The organism is Neisseria sp. P0021.S005, assembly GCF_051956955.1.
In genome coordinates this window covers 1-1582 of record NZ_JBQCWY010000696.1, presented here as the reverse complement: position 1 = coordinate 1582, position 1582 = coordinate 1, and the positions used below count along the sequence as shown (strand labels likewise).

Genomic DNA, 1582 nt, shown 5'->3' with positions numbered 1-1582 from the left:
AAGTCATGTATGCAACAGGTTTGCGCGTGACCGAAGCCGTCAAATTGACGCTCAGCGATATCGATTTACATCGCGGCAGTATCCGTACCATAGGCAAGGGCGACAAATTGCGTCTGGTTCCGTTGGGACAGGAAGCGGCATATTGGGTAGAACGCTATTGCAACGAATCGCGTCCGTTGTTGCTGAAAAACAAAATTTGCGACGAAGTATTTGTCAGCCAGAAACGCAGCGGCATCAGCCGTCAGCTTGCATGGATGATAGTCAAAGAATATGCCGAAGCGGCCGGTATTGCTTCGCTCAGCCCGCACGGTTTGCGCCATGCTTTTGCCACGCATTTGGTCAATCACGGCGTCGATTTGCGCTCAGTCCAGATGATGTTGGGACATTCCGATATCAATACTACGCAGATTTATACCCATGTTGCCAATATCCGTTTGAAAAACATGGTCGATGAACACCATTCCCGTTCATAAATAAAGGCGGCATCTCGAAGAAGCCGCTTTTTGTTATTAAGGCCGTCTGAAAGGTTATCAAACTTCAAAATTATAAAATATCAATCAAAATATAAAATTTCATAGAAAAATTTCAAAGCAAAAGGACTGTGTCAATATTGCAATGCAAACCGTTTTTATTTATATTTACGTTCAAGAATAAATCCTACTCTCAATTACAGAGGGTAACAAAATAATTGGAGCACATTATGTTTGTATGTATCTGCAATGCCATTACTGACCACGACATCAAAGAGACCATCGCCGCCGGTGCAACCACCATGAGTGATTTGCAGGCTCAATTAGGCGTGGCGACTTGTTGCGGTTGTTGCGGCGAATTGGCAGCGTCATTTTTGACTGCAAGCAGTGCCCAAAATACCGTGACTGCCGGTATCAACGTTCAGTCTTAATTTCAGAATACACACAAAGGCCGTCTGAAGGCGTTGTTTCGCGCCTGTTCAGACGGCCTTTGTCATGCCTGTATGGTTTGGAGGCATTTTGCTATACAATGGTCGCTTTTGTTCCTCCGAGAGTAACCGCCATGAAACTGACCTTGATGTTTCGGGAGTATTGCAGCCTGTGCCACAAAATGCGCGAACAATTAAAGCCTTATCAGGAGCAGTTTGGATTTGAGCTGGATATTGTCGATGTTGATGAAGATCCGGTTTTAGAAGAAAAGTACAATGAGCTGGTGCCTGTTTTGTTGGATGGCGATACCGAAATCTGCCATTGGTTTTTGGACGAAGAAAAACTGAAAGCGCATTTGAGCGCATAACAAACCGCTGACCATATTATCTTTCAGACGGCCTTTGGCTGTTTATGCCGTCTGAACATTGATTTTATTATGACTGAAAAACTTTCTCCCGATGCGCTGATTGAAGCGGCGCTGTTGACGCAAGTCGAACCCTTAAACGAAAAAGCCATGCGCGAATTGTGCGTGCCGCCGTTGTCGCAAGACAAGCTGATTGATGTGTTGGCGCAACTGAAGGCCCGCTGGCAGGGCAGGGCTTTGCAACTGGTGCATACCCATGAGGGCTGGCGCTTCCAAATCGCCCAAGCCGCGTTTGAACGACTGGGCAGCCTGCAAGAGC

General features: G+C 46.4%; 4 protein-coding genes. All 4 read left to right on the top strand.

Annotated features, from left to right (window positions below; all coding sequences use genetic code 11):
- On the top strand, positions 1–473 hold a 473-nt coding region (locus ACTHUE_RS18440), incomplete at its 5' end, for a tyrosine-type recombinase/integrase (protein ID WP_440424133.1).
- A gap of 227 nt (positions 474–700) precedes the next feature.
- On the top strand, positions 701–901 hold the full coding sequence (locus ACTHUE_RS18435; RefSeq protein WP_003681978.1) for a (2Fe-2S)-binding protein: 201 nt from the start codon (positions 701–703) through the stop codon (positions 899–901).
- Between the two features lie 131 nt (positions 902–1032).
- Positions 1033–1266 carry a glutaredoxin family protein gene (locus ACTHUE_RS18430; RefSeq protein WP_036472354.1) on the top strand — a complete coding sequence of 78 codons (234 nt, stop codon included), beginning with the start codon at positions 1033–1035 and terminating at the stop codon, positions 1264–1266.
- A 69-nt stretch (positions 1267–1335) separates the two neighbouring features.
- Positions 1336–1582: SMC-Scp complex subunit ScpB (locus tag ACTHUE_RS18425; RefSeq protein WP_440424132.1), on the top strand; the 247-nt coding region annotated here is incomplete at its 3' end.